Genomic DNA, 17,184 nt, shown 5'->3' on the forward strand with positions numbered 1-17,184 from the left:
GCGGCCACCGCCCACCCGCCCGCGCCGCATGCCGCATGCGCACCCACCCCCGCACGCCGCATGCCGCACCCGCATGCTGCACGCCGCACTCCGCGCGCTGCGCCGCACTCGGCGCACCGCACGCCGGGCCGGGCCGGAAAGTGTTCGGGCCCGTCACCGCGTGTCGCGGTGACGGGCCCGGTGGAACTGACGGCCGGGTCAGCGGGCCGCCCGGTCGGCGAGCAGGCGGCGGGGGTTCCACCGCAGCAGCCGGTAGCGGGCCCGGCCGTTCGCCGACACCAGGCGGGCCGAGGCGTCCGCCACGGCGATCCGCCAGCGCAGCAGCACCGACGGCGGCAGCACCGCGGCGAGCAGCCGGGTCCGCCGGTCGGCGGTCTCGGCGAGCGCGCCGCGGACCGCGCGCAGCGCCGGCGTCAGCGCCTCGCCGGTCAGCGGGTCCCGGGCGTAGCGGGCGCGCTCCTCCGCCCGGCCGAGCAGCCGTACCGCGCCGGCGGCGTCGGGGTGCTCGGTGAGCGTGTCGCCGGCCAGCCGGTCGGCGGTCGCCCGGGGGGTCTCGGTCCGGTCGACCCGGACGCGGAAGTCCACCAGCGTGTCGAGCAGCTCGTCCCAGGCCGCGTGCGCGTCGGCCCGGGCCCGGTCCGCGTCGGCCCCGAGCACCACCATCCGGGGGCCGGTGGCGGCGGCCGCGCCGACCTCCGGCGCGCTGGCCGTGACGACCGCCGGCGTGGGGCGGCCGCGCCGTCGGCGCAGCGCCATCCGGCGCAGTGCCGGCACGGCGAGCAGCAGCAGGACGACGAGCGCCCCGGCGGTCCACCACGGCCAGACCGGCGCCTGCTCGGTCGGCGTGCCGCCGCCGACCGCGAGCCCGGAGTCGGTGTCCTGGTCGGCCGCGTCCGGGCCGGTGGGGCCGGCGGAGGCCGCGGTGTCCTCCGGGGTGGTCGGCGTGCCAGCCTCCGGCGTGGTCGGCTCGGGGGCGTCGGTGTCCGGCGCCCAGGCCGACCGGGTGGAGCCGGTGACGCCGTACGCCGGGGTGGCGTCGAACGGCACCCAGCCCATCCCGTTGAAGTAGACCTCGGTCCAGGCGTGCAGGTTGCGGTTGGTCAGCGTGTAGGTGTCGCCGGTGCGGTTGCTGCCGTTGGTGAAGCCGAACGCGACCCGCGCCGGGATGCCGGCCGCCCGGACCAGCCAGGCCATCGCGGCCGCGTACTGCTGGCAGAAGCCGACCTTGTTGGTGAGGAAGTCGACGATGTCCTGCCCGCTGCTGCCCTCCTCGGTGCTCAGCCGGTAGGAGAAGCCGTTGTCCGAGGAGAAGTAGTCGTAGATCGCGCGGACCCGGTCGTAGTCGGTGCTCTTGCCCTGGATGAGCTGCTTCACCAGCTCCTCCACCTCGGGCACGATCGGGGTGGCGGTCTGCTGTCGCCGCACCGGGTGGTCGGTTGCCAGCGGCGTGGCGGCCCGCAGTGCCGCCGGGGTGTACGTCGACCGGACGTAGTCGAAGGTGTACTTCTTGCTGCGTGAGTTCTCCCGGTTGGAGAAGACGATCTGCAGGTTCGGGTCGTAGAGCCAGTTGCCGTTCAGGTCCTCCACCTGCACCGGCTCGGCGTAGACCGGCATCAGCGGCATGGCCAGGTTCTTGGTGACCTCGACGGTCGCCTGGTAGCGGTTCCGCTGCACGCCCCCGGTTGCCCGCTCGGAGGGGTCGGGCAGGTCGCGGTTGATCGGCCGACCGGTGGGGTTGCGGACCTGGAAGCCCTCCGGTCGCAGCTCGTCGGCCACGCCGAAGCGCAGGTAGAACGGGTCCGGCTCGCTGGTGGTGACCTTGACCAGGTCGGCCACCTCGGACTGGTTGAGCTGACCGCGCAGCGTGGCGAACAGGTCGATCCGCCCGGGCGTGCCGCCCTGGCCGGCCCGTCCGGTGCCGTTGCCGTTGCCGGAGTTGCTGAGGCTGTCGAGCAGGCCGCCGGTCATCCCCGGCACGGCCAGGGGCAGCAGCACCGCCACCGCGACGCCGACCGCGGCCAGCCGGCGGCCGGCGGCGGCCAGCGGAGAGGCCTCCCAGACGTCCACGTCGCGCCCGTCGCCGGTGAACCGGCGGCCGAACCGGCGGACCCGGTCGACGTTGTCGGCGACCAGCAGCCACAGGTAGCCGGCGGCGCCGATCACGAACGGCACCGCGGGGACGCTGTTGACGTAGACCGCGACCGGCACCGAGTAGATGGCGAGCATCGGCAGGCCGGCGAGCGCCGGGCGACGCAGCCCGACTGCGAGCACGTCGACCACGACGGCCACCGAGCCGACGCCGAGCACCGTGATGAAGAGCAGCGGGTCGGTGTCCGGCACCTCCACGCCGTAGGAGCGCATGTCCTGCACCGAGCCGCCGATCAGCGCCCGGAAGTGGCTGAAGGTCTCGGGCGTGGGCAGGAACGCGAGCAGCTCGGTGCCGCCCGGGAAGAGCCAGGTCAGCGCGAGGGTCAGCCCGGCCAGCATGGCCAGCACCTGCCCCCAGAGCGGGGCGCGCAGCGCCCGGGCCAGCGCGGCCACCCCGGCGACCACGGCGACCGCGAGGGCCGACTGGATCAGCCAGGTCCAGCGCTCGAAGATCGCGGACAGCGGCGCCGCGGCGAGCAGCGTCGCCGCGGCGGCCACCAGGCCGAGGTTGCGTTGGCCGACCATCACCACGTCCCTTCGCTCATCGCACGCCCCCGGCGACCGTCTCGGCCAGCGCGGCGCGCAGCGCGAAACCCTGCGAGCCCCGGCCGGCCTGTGGCCAGATCGCCGGCAGTCGGCTGCCGTGGTCGACGCCGATCACCCGCCACCCGCTCTGCAGCAGCGCCAGCGCGGCGGCCGCGTGGGCGTGCTCGGCCTCGGCGCGGGCCTTCTCCGGCAGGTTGATCCAGGTGGAGCTGTCCAGCAGGAAGCCCACGCAGGTCGCGCCGTTGGCCCGCAGGCCGGCCAGCAGCTCGGCCTCGGCCGTGCTCACCGAGCCGAAGACGCCGATGATCAGGCCGCCGTCGGAGCGCTGGCGGACCCGCTGCACCAGCTCGGCGAGCTCGGCCCGCTGATCGAGGCGGACCTCGGCGAGCTGGTCGAGGAGCAGCCCGTCGCCGGCCGCCTCGGAGGCGTCCACGTCCGCCCCCGAGCCGGTGACCAGGCGCAGCTTGTAGCCGGCCTGGCGCAGGTGCACGGCGACGCTCGCGGCGCTGGAGACCGCCCACTCGAAGCTGGCCGTCGGGCCGTCGCCGCGGTGGCCGTACGCGCGGGTGTCCAGCAGCACGGTCGCCCGGCTCTCCCAGGGCTGCTCCTCGCGGCGCACCATCAGCTCGCCGGTGCGCGCGGTGGACTTCCAGTGCACCCGGCGCAGGTCGTCGCCCATCCGGTACTCCCGGGTCGCCGCGTCGTCCTCGCCGTGCACCGCCACCGAGCGGGCCCGGCTGTCGCCGCTGCCGGCGTACTCGCCGGGGAGGCGGACCGAGGGCAGCGGCGTGACCTGCGGGATCACCGTCAGGTGGTCGGTGCTGGGGAAGGCCCGGGTGAGCTCGCAGAGACCGAACGGGTCGGTCAACCGGACCACCAGCGGGCCCACCTCGTAGCGGCCACGCACGTCGGCGCGCACGGTGTAGGCCACCGAGCTGGCCTGGTGCGCGCCGAGGCGCTCCAGCACCACCCGGGGCCGGCTGCCCAGCGCGTAGGGCAGCCGGTCCTCCAGCAGCAGGGTGCCGGTGGGCAGTCGGGACATGTTCTGCAGCCGCAGCACCACCCGGGAGCTGGCACCGACCGGCACCCGGTGCGGATCCAGCGACCGGTTGCAGGCCAGCTTGTAGCGGCTACGACCGACGTACGCCGCGGCGAGCAGCGGCAGCACGGCGAGCAGCACGGCGACCCGGAGCAGATCCTTCTCGCCGAGGATCGCGGCGGAGATGGCCGCGGCGACCGCGGCGGCGAGGAAGGAGCGGCCGCGGGTGGTCAGCCCGCGGAGCGCTTCGCGCACGTCACGGCCTCCGCGGCTCGTACGGCCCGCGGCCGTTGCCCTGGGTGGGCCGGGTGTCGTAAGGGGAGCGCTTGCGGTCGTGCGGCAGGGGGAGTCGGTGCACCAGCTCGGAGACGATCGCGTCGGTGGTGCGCCGGGCCAGCTGCGCGTCGGCGGTCGGGATGATCCGGTGCGCCAGCACCGGCACGGCGAGGGCCTGGAGGTCGTCGGGCAGGACGTAGTCGCGCCCCTCCAGCGCGGCCACCGCACGGGCGGTGCGCAACAACTGCAGGGTGGCCCGGGGAGACGCGCCGAGGCGCAGGTCGGGAGCCTCCCGGGTGGCGGTGACCAGGTCGACCGCGTACTGCTTGACCGCGTCGGCGACGTGCACCTGGCGGACCGTGGCGATCAGCTGCCGGACGATCGCCGCGTCGGAGACCGGCCGCAGCTCGTTGAGGGGGTCGGTCGCGCCGTGCCCGTCGAGCATGGCCAGCTCGGCGCCGGCGTCCGGGTAGCCCATCGCGATCCGGGCGGTGAACCGGTCGCGCTGCGCCTCGGGCAGCGGGTAGGTCCCCTCCATCTCGATCGGGTTCTGGGTGGCGATCACCATGAACGGGGTCTGCAGCTGGTAGGTCACGCCGTCGACGGTGACCTGCCGCTCCTCCATGCACTCCAGCAACGCGGACTGGGTCTTCGGCGAGGCCCGGTTGATCTCGTCACCGACGACCAGGTTGGCGAAGACCGCGCCGGGGCGGAACTCGAAGTCGTGCGTCTCCTGGTTGTAGACGCTCACCCCGGTCACATCGCTGGGCAGCAGGTCGGGGGTGAACTGGATCCGGCGTACGGAGCAGTCGATGGACCGCGCCAGGGCCTTGGCCAGCTTGGTCTTGCCGACGCCGGGGACGTCCTCGATGAGGAGGTGACCCTCGGCGAGCAGGACGGCCAGGGCGAGGCGCACGGTGGCGGTCTTGCCCTCGATGACCTGCTCGATGTTGGCCACGATGGCTTCGCTGGCGGCGCGGAACTCGTCGTGGGGAAGCAGTCCACCCACCTCGTCCCAGGTCTGTTGTGTCACGGGCCTCCTCCTCGTCGCCGAACGGCAGCTCTGTAAAGAGCAGCTGGACCCGCCGTGGGGTTCGCGACGTCGAGCCTCGTCTGCCGCAGAAATCTCATGGGCCTCTCAGGCTAACCATGTTTGTCGTGATCGCCGACCCCCGCAGGCAGACCGCCGGTTACGCCCCGAATATTCGCCGTCCCGGGGGACATCGCCGGCCCTGACGGGGCGACGCGGGCCGGACGGCGAAAGGGCAAGGAGCCCGACCCCTGGCCAGCCACGGCCGGCTGACCCGGCTGCCCCGTCCCGACTCGTGGTAGCGGGCCCCCGTCGGCTCCCGGCCGGGGGGTACACTGCCGTCATGGTCGGAGTCTTCCTGCTTCTTACCGAGCCGTGCTGATGCGCTGAACGCGCGCGACAGCACGGCGGCCCCTCCTGCGTGAGGGGCTTTTTTGTGCCCGTCGCCAGCCGGCCGGCGCCGGGCGGCGAGCAGCCAGCAGACACGAGACGACCGCGCCGAGTGACGCGAGGAGACACGATGAGTGAGGCAGCCGCACCGGCGGGCGACATTCCCCCGTTCCGGTACACCGCGGCCCTGGCCGACGAGATCGAGAATCGTTGGCAGGACATCTGGGAGCGGGAGGGAACCTTCCACGCCCCCAACCCGACCGGGCCGCTGGCCGACCCCGGCCATCCCCGGGCCGGTGCGGAGAAGCTCTACGTGCTGGACATGTTCCCCTACCCGTCGGGGGCGGGCCTGCACGTCGGGCACCCACTGGGCTACATCGGCACCGACTGCTTCGCCCGCTACCAGCGGATGGCCGGCCGCAACGTGTTGCACGCGATGGGCTTCGACGCGTTCGGCCTGCCGGCCGAGCAGTACGCGGTGCAGACCGGCACCCACCCCAGGACCACCACCGAGCAGAACATCGAGCGCTACAAGGCGCAGCTGCGCCGGCTGGGCCTGGCGCACGACGAGCGCCGTTCGGTGGCGACCATCGACACCGACTTCTACCGCTGGACCCAGTGGATCTTCCTGCAGATCTTCAACTCCTGGTACGACCGGGACGCGGGACGGGCCCGGCCGATCGCCGAGCTGATCGCCGAGTTCGAGGGCGGCAACCGGCCGACCCCGGACGGGCGCGCCTGGGCGGAGCTGACCGTGGCCGAGCGGCGGGCGATCGTCGACGACCACCGGCTGGCGTACGTCTCGCAGGCGCCGGTGAACTGGTGTCCGGGCCTGGGCACCGTGCTGGCCAACGAGGAGGTCACCGCCGACGGCCGCTCGGAGCGGGGCAACTTCCCGGTCTTCAAGCGCAACCTGAAGCAGTGGATGATGCGGATCACCGCGTACGGCGACCGGCTGCTGGACGACCTGGACACGTTGGACTGGCCGGAAGCCATCAAGCTGATGCAGCGCAACTGGATCGGCCGCTCCACGGGCGCGCACATCTCCTTCCCGGTCTCGACCGGTGATGCCGACTCCGCGAGCGCAGCCCGCATCGAGGTGTTCACCACCCGGCCGGACACCGTCTTCGGGGCCACCTACATGGTGCTGGCGCCCGAGCACGAGCTGGTCGACGCGCTGGCGCCGGCGGCCTGGCCGGCCGGGACGAAGGACGCCTGGACCGGCGGGCACGCCAGCCCCCGGGCGGCCATCGAGGCGTACCGCAAGGCGGCGGCGGCCAAGACCGACGTCGAGCGGCAGGCCGACACGAAGGAGAAGACCGGCGTCTTCGTCGGGGCGTACGCCACCAACCCGGTCACCGGCGGGCAGATCCCGATCTTCATCGCGGACTACGTGCTGGCCGGCTACGGCACCGGCGCGATCATGGCGGTGCCCGCCCAGGACGAGCGGGACTGGGCCTTCGCCGAGGTCTTCGACCTGCCCATCGTGCGCACGGTGCAGCCGGCCGAGGGCTTCGCCGGCAAGGCGTACACCGGCGACGGGCCGGCGATCAACAGCGCCGCGCCCGATCGCGGCCTGGACCTGAACGGCCTGGGGGTCGCCGACGCCAAGGCCCGGATCATCGAGTGGCTGGAGGCGAACGGGCACGGCCGCGGCGCGGTCACCTACCGGCTGCGCGACTGGCTGTTCTCCCGCCAGCGCTACTGGGGCGAGCCGTTCCCGATCGTCTACGACGAGACCGGCGCCGCGATCGCGCTGCCCGAGTCGATGCTGCCGGTCGAGCTGCCCGAGGTCGACGACTTCTCGCCGAAGACGTTCGACCCGGAGGACGCGAACTCCAACCCCGAGACCCCGCTGTCCCGCCGTCGGGACTGGGTCGAGGTGGAGCTGGACCTGGGTGACGGCCCGAAGCGGTACACCCGGGAGACGAACGTGATGCCGCAGTGGGCCGGCTCCTGCTGGTACGAGCTGCGCTACCTGGACCCGACCAACGCCGACCGGTTCGTCGACGCGGAGAACGAGCGCTACTGGATGGGCCCGCGCGGCGAGGGCGACTGCGGCGGCACCGACCTGTACGTCGGCGGCGCCGAGCACGCCGTGCTGCACCTGCTGTACGCCCGGTTCTGGCACAAGGTGCTGTTCGACCTGGGGCACGTGTCGTCGTTCGAGCCGTTCCGCAAGCTGTTCAACCAGGGCATGATCCAGGCGTACGCGTACACCGACGACCGGGGCAGCTACGTGCAGGCCGAGGAGGTCATCGAGCGCGACGGCGGCTACTACCTGGGTGACGCCGTGGTCAACCGCGAGTACGGCAAGATGGGCAAGTCACTGAAGAACGTGGTGACCCCCGACGACATGTGCGCGGCGTACGGAGCGGACACCTTCCGGGTCTACGAGATGTCGATGGGCCCGCTGGAGGTGTCCCGCCCGTGGGAGACCCGGGCGGTGGTCGGCTCCTACCGGTTCCTGCAGCGGGTCTGGCGGGCCGTCGTCGACGAGCAGACCGGCGCGCTGCGGATCACCGAGGACCCGGCCGACGAGGCGACCCGGCGGCTGCTGCACAAGGTGATCGACGGGGTTCGGGGCGACATGGAGGGGATCCGGTTCAACACCGCGATCGCCAAGCTGATCGAGCTGACCAACGGGCTGACCCGGTTGCCGGCCACCCCGCGTGAGGTGGCCGAGCCGCTGGTGCTGATGCTGGCGCCGTTCGCCCCGCACGTGGCCGAGGAGCTGTGGCGGCGGATGGGGCACGACACCTCGTTGACCTACGCGGACTTCCCGGTGGCCGACCCGGCGCTGCTGGTCGCCGACTCGGTGACCTATCCGGTGCAGATCAACGGCAAGGTCCGTGGCCGGATCGAGGTCCCCGCCGGCGCCGGTGAGGACACCGTCCGCACGGCCGCCCTGGACGCCGTCGCCGCCTCCCTGGCCGGCAAGGAGCCCCGCAAGGTCATCGTCATCCCCGGCCGGATGGTCTCCATCGTCGCCTGACCCACCCACCCCGCTCCAACCCCACCCATTCAACCGCCCACGCCCCGCCCCGCCCCGCGCGTCGATCATGCAGTTGTGGTGCCCGGATCATTCCGGCACGAGGGCTTTGTACCCCACCACAACTGCATGATCGCCGGGGGCGGGGCGGGGCGGGGCCGGGCCGGGCCGGGCGCGGGCGCGGGGTGGGGGCAGAAAGGTGGGTCAGGGCATGGTGGGGCGGTGGGTGCGTAGCCAGTCGTGCCAGCCGTGGATGAGCTCGACGACGCCCGCCGCCCGGAGCCGGCGCATCCCCGGCAGGCCACGGTCGGCGTCCGCGTCGATGCCGCGCCAGGTGCTGTCCAACTGGGCCAGCATCACGTCGACCAGCTCCGCGCGGGGGAGGAGCCCCGCGCCCGCGTCGGACCCCTCGTAGGCGTCGCAGATCAGCCGGCACCGGCGACCCAGCTCCGCCGGGTCCGCGCCCGGCCCCAGCTCGGCCCAGTGCCAGCAGGCGAACGCCACGTCCTCGATCCGCCGGCCCGGGCGGGCCAGGTCCCAGTCGAGGAAGGCGACGGGCAGCAGCCCGTCCGGGGAGTCCCGGTAGACCGTGTTCTTGGGCGACAGGTCGCGATGGCAGACCGTCTCGGCGTCGCCGGCCAGCGCGCTGCCGGCGCACGCGTCGTGCAACCGACGGATCAGCCGAGCCAGTTCGACCAGGGCCGGATCGGCGAAGTAGGCCGGGTCCTCCCGGTCCCGCCAGGGCACCCGACCGGCCAGGTGGCTGAGCACCTGCCGGCCGCGCTCGTCGACGCCCAGACAGCGGGGTGCGAGGTCGGCGCCGGCCCGCTCCAGGTGGACCAGCAGGTCGGCCACGAAATCGGCGTTGGCCGGCGGGGTACGCCGGACGGTGTCCCCGACCCGGACCACCTCGGTGATGAAGCCACCGGGCAGCCGCTCCTCGGTGCCGCTCGCCGCCGCCCCGCCCAGCCGGCGGCCGGATTCAGGCGCGTGCTCGATGTCGTCCGCCCGGCGGCGGGGTTGCGGCGCGTGTTCGATGTCGTCGGTCAGCCGGCCGGGTTCGGGCGAATGCTCGACGTCGTCGGCCCGGCGGCCCGGTTCCGACTCCTGCTTCATGTCGTCAGCCCGGCGGTCCGGCGTTGCCGCTCGGCGCGCCACCAGCGCCGGATCAGCACCACGCTGGCAATCAACCCCAGTCCGGCGGGGGCGGCGGCGTACCAGTTCACCTCGCCGGGCGAGGAAACTGCGGCGCCGACCGCCGCGTAGCCGAACGCGGTCGGGGCGGAGGCGATCACGCTGCCGGCCAGGAATGGCAACACCCGCGCGCCAGTGGTGCCGTAGCCGTAGCTGACCAGCCCGAAGCCGGCGATCGGCACCAGCCGGACGGTGATCACCCCGAGCACGCTCTGCCGGGCGAACCAGCCGTCCAGCCGGGCCAGCCGGCCGCGGACCCGCTCCGCGACGAACTCCCGGCCGAGCAGGCGACCGACCGCGAAACCGACCGCCGCCGCCACCAGCGCCGCGCCCAGGGCGTACGCGGCGCCCTCCAGCGGCCCGAAGATCGCGCCCGAGGCGAGCGTGATGAAGGTACGCGGTACGAGAGCCACCAGCAGCAGCGCGCCGCCGAAGACCGCCGCGACCGGGGCGAGTTCTCCGAGCCGGTCGGCCAGCCGGGGCAGCTCGGACGGGGCCGGCCGGGGCACGACCAGCAGCAGTACGCCGCAGGCCGCCAGCAGGAGCAGCAGCAGGGCGAACCGGACGACCGGCGGCTGCCGGAGCAGCCGCCGGACGGCGGGGGTCATGCCCGGGCGGCGGCGGCCACCGCGGCGCGGCGCTCGGACCGGAGCCGGTCGGACCAGGTGTCGTCCACCGGCGGGAGCTGGTGCACGCCGGTGGCCCAACGCAGCAGCAGGTCGGCCAGGGCCGGGTTGCGGGCCAGCGCCGGGCCGTGCGAGTAGGTGCCGAGCAGCTTGCCGCGCCAGGCGCCCTCGGTGGCCCCGTCGTTGCCGATGCCGGCGGTGATCCGGGCCAGCGGGGAGACGCTCGGCCCGAGGTGGGTGCGCCCGCCGTGGTTCTCGAAGCCGCTCAGCGGCGGCACCCCCAGCCGCGGGTCGATGTCGCCGGCCAGCTCGCCGACGGCCCGGGTGTCGCCCCGGTCGGAGCTGATGTCGAGCAGCTCCAGCCCCTGGCACCTGGTGCCCTTGGCGAAGAAGGAGGTGCCGAGGAGCTGGTAGCCGGCGCAGACGCCGAACACCACCGAGCCCTGGGCGACCGCCCGGTGCAGCCCGCCGTCGGCGATCAGCCGCTGCGCGCCGAGCGCCTGCGGGCCGTCCTCGCCGCCGCCGAGCAGGTAGATGTCCGCGGTGGCGGGCAGCCGCTGGTCGGAGCGCACCTCCAGCACCTCGACCGGCATGCCGCGCTGGCGGGCCCGCCGGGCCAGGATCAGCGCGTTGCCCCGGTCGCCGTAGGTGGAGAGCAGGTCGGGGTAGATCCAGACGATGCGCAGGCTCTCAGTTGACACGGTCCAACTCCGCTCGGATGTCCTGGAACGCGGTGTAGTTGGCGATGACCTCCAGGCGCCCCGGGGGCACCGCGCGGATCGCCTCGTCGAAGGTCCGTACGTGCTGGAACGGCACGTCGTTGACGTCGAGCCGGACCGCCAGGTCGTACGCCCGGTCGCCGGTGATCAGCACCTGCCGGCCGCGGAGCGGGGCGAAGTCGACGTCGAAGAGCCATGACGTGTCGAGGCCGTCCGGGTCCCGCGCGTTGATCGACAGCAGGGTCGGCGCCAGGTCGGCCATGTCGAACGCCTCCAGCCAGCTCGCCGGATTCTTGGCCAGCAGCAGCCGGATGTTGCGCCCGTCCCGGTCCACCTGCGCGTAGCGCCCGGCGACCGAGGTGACGCTGCCCAGCCGGGAGACCGCGTCGACCGGCCGGACCCCGAACTCGGCCGCCAGCGCGAGCGCGGTCGCCGCGTTGCCGAGGTTGACCTTGCCGGGCAGCTGGAGGGCGACCTTGTGCCAGGCGCCCGTCGGGTCCAGCACGCCGTCGTCCTCCACCGTCCACTGCGGTTCGGGGCGGCGCAGCGGGCAGCCGGTGCACCACCACTGGTCACCCGAGCGTTGGATGGTGGAGCCGCACTCGGGGCAGACCCACGAGTCGTCGTGCCAGCGCTGGCCGGCGCTGAACCAGGTCACGTGCGGCGGGGTGATCCGGTGGTCGTGGTTGGCCGGGGGCGAGGCCGCCCAGACCACCATCGGGTCGTCGGCGTTGGCCACCACCCGCACGTCCGGGTGCCGGACCAGCGCGGCGCGCCAGAGCTGCGCCATCATGGCGACCTCCTTGGCCCGGTCGAGCTGGTCGCGGGAGAGGTTGAGCAGCGCCACCACGTGCGGCTCGGTGGCCTCCAGCACCTGGGCGAGGTAGTGCTCGTCCACCTCCAGCACCGCGTACGGGGTGCTGCCGGCCTTGGCCAGCGCGGAGGTGTGGCCGGTGGGCATGTTGGCGCCGAACGAGTTGGTGGCGACCCGGCCGAGGACGCCGACCGCGGCGGCGGAGAGCCGGGTGGTGGTCGTCTTGCCGTTGGTGCCGGAGACGAGCGCGATGGCGCGGCCGGCAGAGAGGTGCGCGAGCAGGTCCGGGTCGATCTTGAGGCCGATCCAACCACCGATCACCGAGCCGTCGCCCCGGCCCGCCGCCCGCGACAACGCCGCAGCGGTCCGGGACACGGAGCTGGCCACCTTCGCCCGCAGGGGCATCTTCGCGTCCGTCACCCGAGCGAGGTTACCGGACCACCCGCTCCACCAGATCGCCGCCGAGGGCGAACCGTTCGGCCGGGGGGTGGGCTCGCCCGGCCGATTCCGGCTCGGCCGGCCGGAGTCGATCTATGTCGGAAAGCGGACGTCGCCCGGGGGGCGCTGCGGCCCTCCACTCCGCCCCACCCCCCGTGACGTGCGGTTTTGGTCCCGGGCCGGGCGCGCCACGCGGGCGAATCTGGTTGCAGGTGGAGGGAAGTGGAGTAGAGTGGGGCCCAATGGTGAGGCCGGGAGGGTCGCACCGGCCCGGGGGGTCAGCGGCGCCGCGAACGCCGCTCAAGGGCGAGGGGGTTGGGCCGTGTTTCTCGGCACCCACACCCCACGCCTGGACGACAAAGGCCGGTTGATCCTTCCGGCGAAGTTCCGGGATGAGCTGGCGGGGGGTGTCGTGATCACCAAAGGGCAGGAGCGCTGCCTCTACGTCTTTCCGACGCCTGAGTTCCAGCGGATCGCGGAGCAGTTGCGCGCCCAGCCGATGACGCACAAGGCGGCCCGGGCCTACAGCCGGGTCTTCTTCGCCAGCGCCCACGACGAGGTGCCCGACAAGCAGGGCCGGGTGACCATCCCGGCACACCTGCGGGACTACGCCGCGCTCGACCGCGACCTGGTCGTGATCGGCGCGAGCACCCGGGTGGAGATCTGGGACAGGGTCGCCTGGGAGACCTACCTCGCGGAGAGCGAAGACGAGTTCGCCGACATCGAGGAGGGGGTGCTGCCCGGCGGTCTGTAGGGCGGCACGGCGCCCGGCGTACTGCGAGATCTCCAGCCGCTTTCGAGTTCCTGGCATCCCTTCCCCGGTGCCAGGCGCACGATCTCTCGGGGGGCCTCGGCCCCGCGACGGGCGGGAGCGGATGGGGATCTGGCGGTACGGCGGCAAGGGCCGTCCGGTACGGAGCGCGAATCGGAAGAACGGTTAACCAGCGGTGGGGGTCGACATGGGGGAGCTACGCGGCACGCACGTGCCGGTGCTGCTCGAGCGGTGTCTCGAGCTGCTGGCCCCCGCGCTGGGGCGAGGTGGGCGGACGGTCCACGTCGACGCGACGCTGGGCCTGGGTGGGCACGCCGAGGCGGTGCTCGAGGCGCATCCGCAGACGGTGCTGATCGGGCTGGACCGTGACACCGAGGCGCTCGCCCATGCGCGTGTCCGGCTGGCCCGGTTCGCCGACCGGATCCACCTGGAGCACGCGGTCTACGACGAGCTGCCCGAGGTGCTGCACCGGCTGGGCTATCCGGGGATCGACGGGATCCTGTTCGACCTGGGGGTCTCGTCGCTGCAACTGGACGCGCCCGATCGCGGGTTCGCCTACGCGCAGGACGCCCCGCTGGACATGCGGATGGACCAGACCCGTGGGGTGACCGCCGAGGAGGTGGTCAACACCTACGGTCACCCGGAGCTGGCCCGGGTGCTGCGGGTCTACGGCGAGGAGAAGTTCGCCGGGCGGATCGCCTCGGCGATCATCCGCGAGCGCGAGCGGACTCCGATCACCTCGTCGGCCCGGCTCGCCGAGCTGGTCAGGGAGTCCATTCCGGCACCAGCCCGACGAACCGGTGGACACCCGGCAAAGAGAACGTTTCAGGCTCTGCGGATCGAGGTAAACAAGGAGCTGGCAGTGCTGGAGACAGCACTGCCAGCCGCGCTCGACACGCTCAACGTGGGCGGCCGCATGGTGGTCCTGTCCTACCACTCGCTGGAGGACCGGCTCACCAAGGCGGCGCTCGCCGACCGGGTCCGCAGCAAGGGCCCGGTCGACCTCCCGGTCGAGCTGCCCGGCACAGGTCCGACGTTCCGGCTGCTCAGCCGGGGCGCGGAGCTGCCCGGGGAGCGGGAGGTCGCCGCGAACCCGCGGGCCGCCTCGGTGCGGTTGCGGGCCGCGGAACGGATCGACCCGGATGCGGAGCAGCAGGGGCGGACCGACCGCGAACGGTACCGCCGGCGGGTGAAGGCGATGCACCAACCGGGAACGGCGACCGCGCGATCCGTGGGGGATCGACCGCGGGCGTCGGGGGACGGCAGTGGGACGGACGAAGAGGGGGAGGGGACATGAACGTTGACGGGCGCGAGCGTCGGGACATCACCGGCGTCGGGCAGCGCGCACCGCGGTCGGGGGGCCGGACCGCGGCGGAGCGGGCCACCCGCGTCGGGAACGGTACGGCACGCACGGACCGAAAGAGCCGGCAGGGGGAGAACCGTGCGCGGGGGGCGCGCGAGTTTCCGACCCAGGGCAACGCCGCACTGCGGCCGCAGGAGCGCAGCGCCGTCGCCGGCGCCCGCCCACCGCGGCTGCGGGTGGCGCCGCCGCCGCCGGTGTCGGTCCCGCGGGCGCCGTTCGCGGCGCTGATCGTGGTGCTCGTGGTCGGTGGGGTGCTCGGCGTCCTGCTGGTCAACACCAAGATCAACGAGAATGCGATCCGGATCGAGAAGCTCCAGCAGCAGCAGGCCAAGCTGGACGTGGAGCAGGAGCAGCTGAACAAGCAGATCGCCGACTTCGAGGCGCCGGGCAACCTGGTCGCCGCCGCGCGCAAGCTCGGCCTGGTCGAGTCGGGCGAGCCGGGCTACGTCCGGCTGCCGGACGGCCGGACCATCGGCGTGCCGCAGCCGGCCGCCGGCCAGCCGTCGGTGACCAGCCAGCAGGGCGCGGGAGGCTGATCCGTGCCGCCGAGGTCGGAAGAGCCGCGCCGGAACCCCACGGGATCCCGGCGCGGCTCGTCGCGGGACACCGGGGGCCGGGGCGCCGAGCCGCGCGCCGGCGAGCAGGGCGTCGGGGGGATCTCCGGCGCCCGCGCGTACACCCCGCGCGGACGCACCATCCGCGAGGAGGGCGGTGGGCAGGCCCGGGGCGGCAGCGGGGGCGCCGAGCAGCGGCGTACCCCACGCAGCACCCGCTCCGGTGACCCGTTCCGCCCGGCCTTGCAGGTGCTCGACGGCGGTCGCGCCGGGGCCGCCCGGGCCGCCCGTCGGGCGGCGCCGGCCGCCGGCCGCTCCGGCGTGGTCCGCACCGTGCAGCCGCGCAACCCGCGTACCCCCTCGGACGAGCCGCCCGCGCCGCGGCGACGGACCAGCGCTCCGCGCGCCCCGCGCCGGTCGGACCGACCGGCCGCCCGGCGGCCGTCGCGCAAGCCGCCCCGGCCGCCGAAGCTGGCCGACCCGCGGCTGAGGCTGCGGCTGGGCACCGCGCTCACCCTGGCGCTCTTCGCCGTCATCGGCATCCGGCTGGTCTTCCTCCAGGCGGTGGACACCCCGGCCTACGCCGGCGGCGGGGTGGCCGACCGGACCCGGACGGTCGACCTGCCGGCGCCACGCGGGGCGATCTACGACCGCACCGGGGCCCCACTGGCGCACAGCGTCGAGGCCCGGTACGTCTTCGCCGACCCGACAATGATCAAGGACGCCCCGGCCACCGCGAAGGCGCTCTCGCCGCTGCTGGGCATCTCGGCGTCCAAGCTGACCGAGCTGATGCGCCAGCGCAAGCTGGAGAACGGCAACCCGTCCCGGTTCGAGTACCTGGCCCGGGGGGTGGAGATCCCGACCGCCAAGCAGGTGCTGGCGCTGGAGCTGCCCGGCATCGGCGTGCACCGCGACGAGCGCCGGGAGGTGCCCGGCGACGACCTGGCCGCCAACCTGATCGGCTTCACCAGCCAGGACCTGAACGGGCTGGAAGGGCTGGAGGCCCGCTACGACGAGCTGCTCCGCGGCGAGGACGGCAAGCGGGTCTACGAGGCCGGCCTCGGCGACCTGGCCGCCCCGATCCCCGGCGGCTACAGCCGGACCACCCAGCCGAAGCCCGGCAGCTCACTGCGGCTGACCACCGACCGGGACCTGCAGTACATGGTGCAGGTGATCCTCAGCCGGCACATGGCGCAGGTCAAGAACGGCACCGCCGCGGCCGTCGTGATGGAGGTCGGCAGCGGTGAGGTGCTGGCCCAGGCGAGCCACCCCACCTACAACGCGGCGAAACCGGTGCCGAGCGACCCGGTCTCCCGGGAGGACGTGGCCACCAGCTTCGTCGTCGACCCGGGCTCGGTGCACAAGGCGATCACCTTCGGCGCGGCCCTGCAGGAAGGGGTGATCACCCCGGACACCACGCTGCCGCTGGCGAACAGCATCAAGAAGGGCGACACCTGGTTCTCGGACACCCACCCGGCCAACGGCCGGCGGATGAGTCTGCCCGGGATGCTCGCCTACTCCTCCAACGTCGGCACCATCACCATCGCCGACCGGCTGGGCCGGGACCGCCTGATCGACTACCAGCGCCGGTTCGGGCTCGGGCAACCCACCGGCGAGGGGATGCCCGGCGAGGCCAGCGGCCGGCTGCTGCCCGCCGACGAGTGGAGCGGTTCGTCGTACGGGTCGGTGCCGATCGGGCACAGCGTGGACGCCACCCCGTTGCAGATGGCCGCCGCGTACGCCGCCATCGCCAACGACGGGACGTACGTCCAGCCGCACCTGATCAAGGAGGTGATCGGGCCGGACGGCAAGCACGCGCCGGGCAAGGCCCCGGTCACCCGTTCCGTGCTGAGCCCGCAGAACTCCGCCGCGCTGCGCACCATGCTGGAGGCGGTCACCACCGTCGACGGGGCCACCGGCGAGCAGGCCGCGATCCCGGGCTTCCGGGTCGCCGGGAAGACTGGCACCGGCTGGCGGCTGGTCAACGGGCAGAAGCAGCCCGGCGAGGTCTCCTCGTTCATCGGCATGGCCCCGGCCGAGAAGCCGCGCTACGTGATCGCGGTCTTCGCGTACGCCCCGGACGGCGGGGGGAGCGCGGTCGCCACTCCGGCGTTCAAGGAGATGATGCAGTTCACCCTGCGTCACAACAAGGTGCCCCCGTCGACCACGGGCAAAGCGCCCAAGTTCGTGGTCTATCCGCGCTGAGCAGCCAAGGCGGGACATCATCGGTGAGTGGGGACGAACCACCGGGGCGGCTTTGCGATCTGCGCCGGGCGACCGGGT

Annotated in this window: 12 protein-coding genes; 5 read left to right on the forward strand and 7 right to left on the reverse strand. The window is 73.6% G+C overall.

Going from position 1 to position 17,184, the window contains the following annotated elements:
* Positions 1–198: 198 nt before the first annotated feature.
* Genes AB0C04_RS08235 through AB0C04_RS08245 form a run of 3 tightly spaced genes read right to left on the reverse strand, consistent with a single transcriptional unit; the run spans position 199 to position 5,042 of the window.
* The gene (locus tag AB0C04_RS08235; RefSeq protein ID WP_357050176.1) at positions 199–2,673 is read right to left on the reverse strand and encodes a transglutaminaseTgpA domain-containing protein; all 2,475 of its coding nucleotides are present in this window, start codon (positions 2,671–2,673) and stop codon (positions 199–201) included.
* Between the two features lie 16 nt (positions 2,674–2,689).
* The gene (locus AB0C04_RS08240) at positions 2,690–3,988 is read right to left on the reverse strand and encodes a DUF58 domain-containing protein (protein ID WP_357050179.1); all 1,299 of its coding nucleotides are present in this window, start codon (positions 3,986–3,988) and stop codon (positions 2,690–2,692) included.
* 1 nt (position 3,989) lies between these two features.
* Positions 3,990–5,042, reverse strand: coding sequence for a MoxR family ATPase (locus AB0C04_RS08245; RefSeq protein ID WP_350872387.1), 1,053 nt, complete (start codon positions 5,040–5,042; stop codon positions 3,990–3,992).
* 517 nt (positions 5,043–5,559) lie between these two features.
* On the opposite strand from AB0C04_RS08245, the gene leuS reads away from it, so the two are divergent.
* Positions 5,560–8,424, forward strand: coding sequence for a leucine--tRNA ligase (gene leuS / locus AB0C04_RS08250; protein ID WP_357050183.1), 2,865 nt, complete (start codon positions 5,560–5,562; stop codon positions 8,422–8,424).
* Between the two features lie 201 nt (positions 8,425–8,625).
* On the opposite strand, the gene AB0C04_RS08255 is transcribed toward leuS, so the two are convergent.
* From AB0C04_RS08255 to AB0C04_RS08270, 4 genes are read right to left on the reverse strand one after another with little or no spacing between them, the layout of a single operon-like run.
* Positions 8,626–9,537, reverse strand: a complete 912-nt coding sequence (locus tag AB0C04_RS08255; protein ID WP_357050186.1) for a phosphotransferase — start codon at positions 9,535–9,537, stop codon at positions 8,626–8,628.
* On the reverse strand, positions 9,534–10,223 hold the full coding sequence (locus tag AB0C04_RS08260; RefSeq protein WP_357050189.1) for a VTT domain-containing protein: 690 nt from the start codon (positions 10,221–10,223) through the stop codon (positions 9,534–9,536). The genes AB0C04_RS08255 and AB0C04_RS08260 overlap by 4 nt, the downstream gene beginning before the upstream one ends.
* Positions 10,220–10,942: a glutamine amidotransferase gene (locus AB0C04_RS08265; protein WP_357050192.1), complete on the reverse strand. Its 723-nt coding sequence runs from the start codon at positions 10,940–10,942 to the stop codon at positions 10,220–10,222. Before AB0C04_RS08265 ends, AB0C04_RS08260 begins: the two co-directional genes overlap by 4 nt.
* On the reverse strand, positions 10,932–12,179 hold the full coding sequence (locus tag AB0C04_RS08270; RefSeq protein ID WP_350872946.1) for a MurT ligase domain-containing protein: 1,248 nt from the start codon (positions 12,177–12,179) through the stop codon (positions 10,932–10,934). The genes AB0C04_RS08265 and AB0C04_RS08270 overlap by 11 nt, the downstream gene beginning before the upstream one ends.
* 355 nt (positions 12,180–12,534) lie before the next feature.
* Between AB0C04_RS08270 and mraZ the strand changes: the two genes are divergently transcribed.
* From mraZ to AB0C04_RS08290, 4 genes are all read left to right on the forward strand, one after another.
* On the forward strand, positions 12,535–12,966 hold the full coding sequence (gene mraZ / locus AB0C04_RS08275) for a division/cell wall cluster transcriptional repressor MraZ (protein ID WP_357050195.1): 432 nt from the start codon (positions 12,535–12,537) through the stop codon (positions 12,964–12,966).
* Positions 12,967–13,171: 205 nt separating this feature from the next.
* The gene (gene rsmH / locus AB0C04_RS08280) at positions 13,172–14,281 is read left to right on the forward strand and encodes a 16S rRNA (cytosine(1402)-N(4))-methyltransferase RsmH (RefSeq protein WP_357050198.1); all 1,110 of its coding nucleotides are present in this window, start codon (positions 13,172–13,174) and stop codon (positions 14,279–14,281) included.
* The gene (locus AB0C04_RS08285; protein WP_357050201.1) at positions 14,278–14,883 is read left to right on the forward strand and encodes a hypothetical protein; all 606 of its coding nucleotides are present in this window, start codon (positions 14,278–14,280) and stop codon (positions 14,881–14,883) included. The genes rsmH and AB0C04_RS08285 overlap by 4 nt, the downstream gene beginning before the upstream one ends.
* A gap of 3 nt (positions 14,884–14,886) precedes the next feature.
* Positions 14,887–17,106 (forward strand): penicillin-binding protein 2, encoded by a 2,220-nt coding sequence (locus tag AB0C04_RS08290; protein ID WP_357050204.1) that lies wholly within the window; start codon positions 14,887–14,889, stop codon positions 17,104–17,106.
* Positions 17,107–17,184: the final 78 nt, after the last annotated feature.

This window comes from Micromonospora sp. NPDC048909 (assembly GCF_040649635.1).
GTDB lineage: Bacteria > Actinomycetota > Actinomycetes > Mycobacteriales > Micromonosporaceae > Micromonospora.

What these genes read in the sequence shown, in the direction of transcription:
- AB0C04_RS08270 (WP_350872946.1), bottom strand. Translation starts at nt 12,179, where the DNA reads ATGCCCCTGCGGGCGAAGGTGGCCAGCTCCGTGTCCCGGACCGCTGCG.
- rsmH (WP_357050198.1), top strand. Translation starts at nt 13,172, where the DNA reads ATGGGGGAGCTACGCGGCACGCACGTGCCGGTGCTGCTCGAGCGGTGT.
- AB0C04_RS08285 (WP_357050201.1), top strand. Translation starts at nt 14,278, where the DNA reads ATGAACGTTGACGGGCGCGAGCGTCGGGACATCACCGGCGTCGGGCAG.
- AB0C04_RS08255 (WP_357050186.1), bottom strand. Translation starts at nt 9,537, where the DNA reads ATGAAGCAGGAGTCGGAACCGGGCCGCCGGGCCGACGACGTCGAGCAT.
- AB0C04_RS08260 (WP_357050189.1), bottom strand. Translation starts at nt 10,223, where the DNA reads ATGACCCCCGCCGTCCGGCGGCTGCTCCGGCAGCCGCCGGTCGTCCGG.
- AB0C04_RS08235 (WP_357050176.1), bottom strand. Translation starts at nt 2,673, where the DNA reads ATGGTCGGCCAACGCAACCTCGGCCTGGTGGCCGCCGCGGCGACGCTG.
- leuS (WP_357050183.1), top strand. Translation starts at nt 5,560, where the DNA reads ATGAGTGAGGCAGCCGCACCGGCGGGCGACATTCCCCCGTTCCGGTAC.